This window comes from Embleya scabrispora DSM 41855 (genome assembly GCF_000372745.1).
GTDB lineage: Bacteria > Actinomycetota > Actinomycetes > Streptomycetales > Streptomycetaceae > Embleya > Embleya scabrispora.
The window spans coordinates 1-3,483 of the sequence record NZ_KB889628.1; the positions used below are offsets into that span (position 1 = coordinate 1).

Genomic DNA, 3,483 nt, shown 5'->3' on the forward strand with positions numbered 1-3,483 from the left:
AAAGATCCCCCCGTCAGGCTCCCCACCAAGAACTCCCGAGCCTGGCACCACACCCGCGCTCGGTTCAGCGATACGGCAAATTCGCCAGCGGAGTCTGACCGTTCGGGAACACCTGCACTCGGAATCGTCGAGTCCCGCGAGCCGTCCCCTGGCCACGATCAGCCGTCCCGGTCCACGATGCGGTGCGAACCGCGGGCGGCGCGGGATTCGGGTCAACGGGCCACAAGTTGCACGACTGTGACCAGGAGAGCCGCCGGAGGCTACAGGCCCAAGCTCGTGACGAAGCCCGAGAAAGTAGGTGCTACGACCCGCCTTTGGCACAGAAGGGGGTCCGTCCGGAAGTCACTGCCGACGACGCGGGGATCCGAGGGATCAGTCCGGTAGTCGAGAGAAAAGGCGCCGTCATCACCGGGGTTGCGAGTGGTGGCGATCAGCACCGCCTGTTCGAGTCAAACCACCGAGATCGTGTTCGAGGCGGGTGCGTCACGCCGCTGCCGTCGGCGAATCGGGGGCCAATGGCGCCGCAACGTCGGGATGAACCCGGGCCTGCCCCCGAGAGACTGTGGTCAGTCCGCTGCCCGGGCCATTTCCAGGGCTTCGGCGGTCAATTTGCCGAGTGGACCGACGGCGTCAGCCACGCCCAGGCAGGTGCCGTCGCGGAAGACACCGAGTTCGTAGTGCACGGACTCGGTGTCGACGGAGCGGGCCGTGAGCCCGATCTCGTAGTCGCCCGGGTAGGTCACCTCACCGAGATACTGGATCCGGTACGACCAAGGGGATGGATCCGGCACCGAGCCCGCACCACTCGTCCCGATCGAGTGCAAGGTGAACGTGGCGACGGCATCGTCGTACCAAGTGGCCAGTGCGATGAAGTTGACGTGCTGGTTGGAGTCGACGTCACCGATCCGGGAACGCAACGGGGCCCAATACGGATAGTGGGCACGTTGCAGGCGCTCTGGGCGTGGACGGGCAACTGCCGACGATCCTGCCTCCGGTAGCTGCATCTCGGCGAGATCGGCGATCAACTCGTCGGGAAGCCGGAGCGACCCCGAGTCGTCGGCCAGCACGACGGTGGCGTCGCCACTCCCCACATGCTTGCCGCCGACCACGATCGCCTGTTCGAAGGTGAATGAGGAGCGCCCGACCCGGCGAACACCGGTGTGCACCTGCACGCGGGTACCGGTCGGTCCGGCCTGAGCGAGCCGGTCGACCCGTTGGCCGACGAGCAGTATCTGGTACGGGCCGAACCCGCCCGTACCGACGAGGCGTTCGAAGCGGCGCAGTCGCAGCCGAATCCGGGCGTCCTCCAGCCAGCGGGCCATGCCGATCGTGCTTGCCCAGCCGTCTCGGCCGAGATCGGCCTGCCGCACCCGGACGTCGACCTGGACGCCGAAATTCTGATCGTCAGGAGAACTCATGCATGATGACCTTAAGGCAAAGCCAACTACCCCACCAGGTCGGACAGTACGTGCCACGCGACCAGCTCCAGTTACCTCCAGCCGCGCCGTGACTGTGCGCAGGACCGACGGCCTTGCCTTTGTCGACCCATGACCTGCCCCGCCAAGCTCGCCCGGCATGCCTCCAGCCGGCACAGCTCTACGCCACCGCCCCGGCTGACCCTCGGCGTTCTCAAAGGACATGGCTTTCGCGAAAGCGGACTGTCCTTTGCCAGCGAGTTAGTCGTTGAGGTGCCGCGTTCAGCGACTTCAAGGGTCACCTGACGGTGCCGCGCAAGCACGTCGAGACCGTCGAACACAGCGGCGAGGCACATGAGGTCAAGCTCGGGATCGCCCTCGCGAACGCACGACAACGACGGGCCACCTATCCACCCGAGCGGCTCGACGCGCTCTCCGCGCTCGACATGAGGTGGACATGAGTTCGGACGTCGGAGGGATCCGCGCCGACAAGAGGTCCGGAGCGAGAAGTGGACTGGGCGCAGGGAGGCTCGACGAAGGTGACATTGAGGCATGCGGTTCAGGTCGTGCGCGTACCGCCGCCGGGCGGTCCAGGGCCACGACGACGGAGGCGGGGCGCGCCGTACGCGGACGCCGTCACGCCCCGGGCCGGCGAACGCACCACGGTGCCGGGTTGATCGGTCGACGGTGGCGACGGGACTGCGACGGCCCGTCACGAGTCGGTGGTCGATCGAGGGTCTCGCCACTGTCCGGCCCGCCGCGTGTTCGGCTCAGAAAGCCGGTCGCCACAGGTCACAGAACTACTCGCAGACCAGATCAATTGAGACGGGACGGGGATGGCCGGCGGGCCGCCGGTATCGTGCCCGCATGTTCGTTGCTGCCATCTCCCCCGATCTACGAGGAAAACAACCGCTATAGCGAGGTTGCTCCATACTCTCCATGAACGCGGGGCTTCCGGTGTTCGCGTCCGGGCCGCCCGGAGGGCTTCGCTCCGAAACCGCCTGTGGACGCGGTCGGGAACGGGCATGCTGTCCGAATGTTCGATCTGGTTGTCCGGACAGCAGGCGCCGAGGACTTGATGGCCGTCTTGGGCGTGCACGCCCGTCGCGATCCGGGCGGTGAAGTACCCAGGTCTGCCTCCGGCCTCGAACGGCAGACCTGGGATCGGGTGGTGCGGTCCGACGAATTGACCGTCTATCTCGCCGAGGCCGACGGCGACCCGGTGGGGACGGCAACGATGATGGTGATGCCGAACGTCACGTATGCCTGTGCGCCGACGGCGTTCGTCGAGGCCGTGGTTGTCGCCGCGGAGCATCGGCGCCGGGGCATCGCCGGCGCGATGCTGCGACAGCTGCTCGCGGACGCGCGATCCGCGGGGTGCAACAAGGTCCAACTGCTGTCTCACAAGCGCCATGCCTCCGACGGGGCCCATCGCCTGTACTCGTCGTTGGGATTCGTACCCGAGGCGGAAGGGTTCCGGCTGTATCTCCAGCAGGCGCCCGCATCCGCCCAGGACGCCAGGGCCGAGGGATGACAGCGACGCAGCCCTGCGGCTCCGCTCACTACGGATTGCTCGGTCGGCCTGCAGCAAGGCCCGGCTGACCGCAGGCCCCCACGCACCCAGGGTGGCGTGGTTCGGCGGCCTGGGAACGGACCTAGCCGAGCAGGTCGCGGTGAACTCAACCGCGCCGCCGACCTCGTCGGCGACGGCCCCGGGGAGGACGACCCGCCCTGGGCCTACCAAATCATGCGCCCGGAGATCCTCATGCTCACCGGGAGCTGCATGCTCTACCTCGGCGACCCCAAACGGGCACAGGAGTTGTTCACCGAGGCCGACCGCACCTACGGCGACGACTACACCCGCACCCACGTCCTCTACCTGTCCCGCATGAGCACCGCACTGGTCCAACAAGGCGAGATCGAGGCCGCGTGCGCCCACGGCAACCGCGCCCTGGACCTCCCCGACGAGATCGACTCCGGCCGCGGACTCGACCACGTCCGCGACACCGTCATCCTCCTCGCACCCCACCGCAACGTGCCCGCCGTGCGCGACCACCTCGACAAGGCC

Annotated in this window: 4 protein-coding genes; 3 read left to right on the top strand and 1 reads right to left on the bottom strand. The window is 67.6% G+C overall.

From position 1 onward, the window contains the following. Positions 1-566: 566 nt before the first annotated feature. Positions 567-1,418 carry an acyl-CoA thioesterase gene (locus A3IC_RS0113430; RefSeq protein WP_026218218.1) on the bottom strand — a complete coding sequence of 284 codons (852 nt, stop codon included), beginning with the start codon at positions 1,416-1,418 and terminating at the stop codon, positions 567-569. A 305-nt stretch (positions 1,419-1,723) separates the two neighbouring features. Between A3IC_RS0113430 and A3IC_RS68630 the strand changes: the two genes are divergently transcribed. The 3 genes from A3IC_RS68630 to A3IC_RS0113445 all read left to right on the top strand — a co-directional run. After that, positions 1,724-1,876, top strand: coding sequence for a hypothetical protein (locus tag A3IC_RS68630; RefSeq protein WP_020550570.1), 153 nt, complete (start codon positions 1,724-1,726; stop codon positions 1,874-1,876). 575 nt (positions 1,877-2,451) lie between these two features. Beyond that, complete coding sequence (locus tag A3IC_RS62230) at positions 2,452-2,949, top strand: GNAT family N-acetyltransferase (protein WP_052173467.1); 498 nt, start codon at positions 2,452-2,454, stop codon at positions 2,947-2,949. A 96-nt stretch (positions 2,950-3,045) separates the two neighbouring features. Beyond that, positions 3,046-3,483 (top strand): tetratricopeptide repeat protein (locus A3IC_RS0113445; protein WP_483782875.1); only part of this gene is annotated, 438 nt, incomplete at its 3' end.

What these genes read in the sequence shown, in the direction of transcription:
- A3IC_RS0113430 (WP_026218218.1), bottom strand. Translation starts at nt 1,418, where the DNA reads ATGAGTTCTCCTGACGATCAGAATTTCGGCGTCCAGGTCGACGTCCGG.
- A3IC_RS62230 (WP_052173467.1), top strand. Translation starts at nt 2,452, where the DNA reads ATGTTCGATCTGGTTGTCCGGACAGCAGGCGCCGAGGACTTGATGGCC.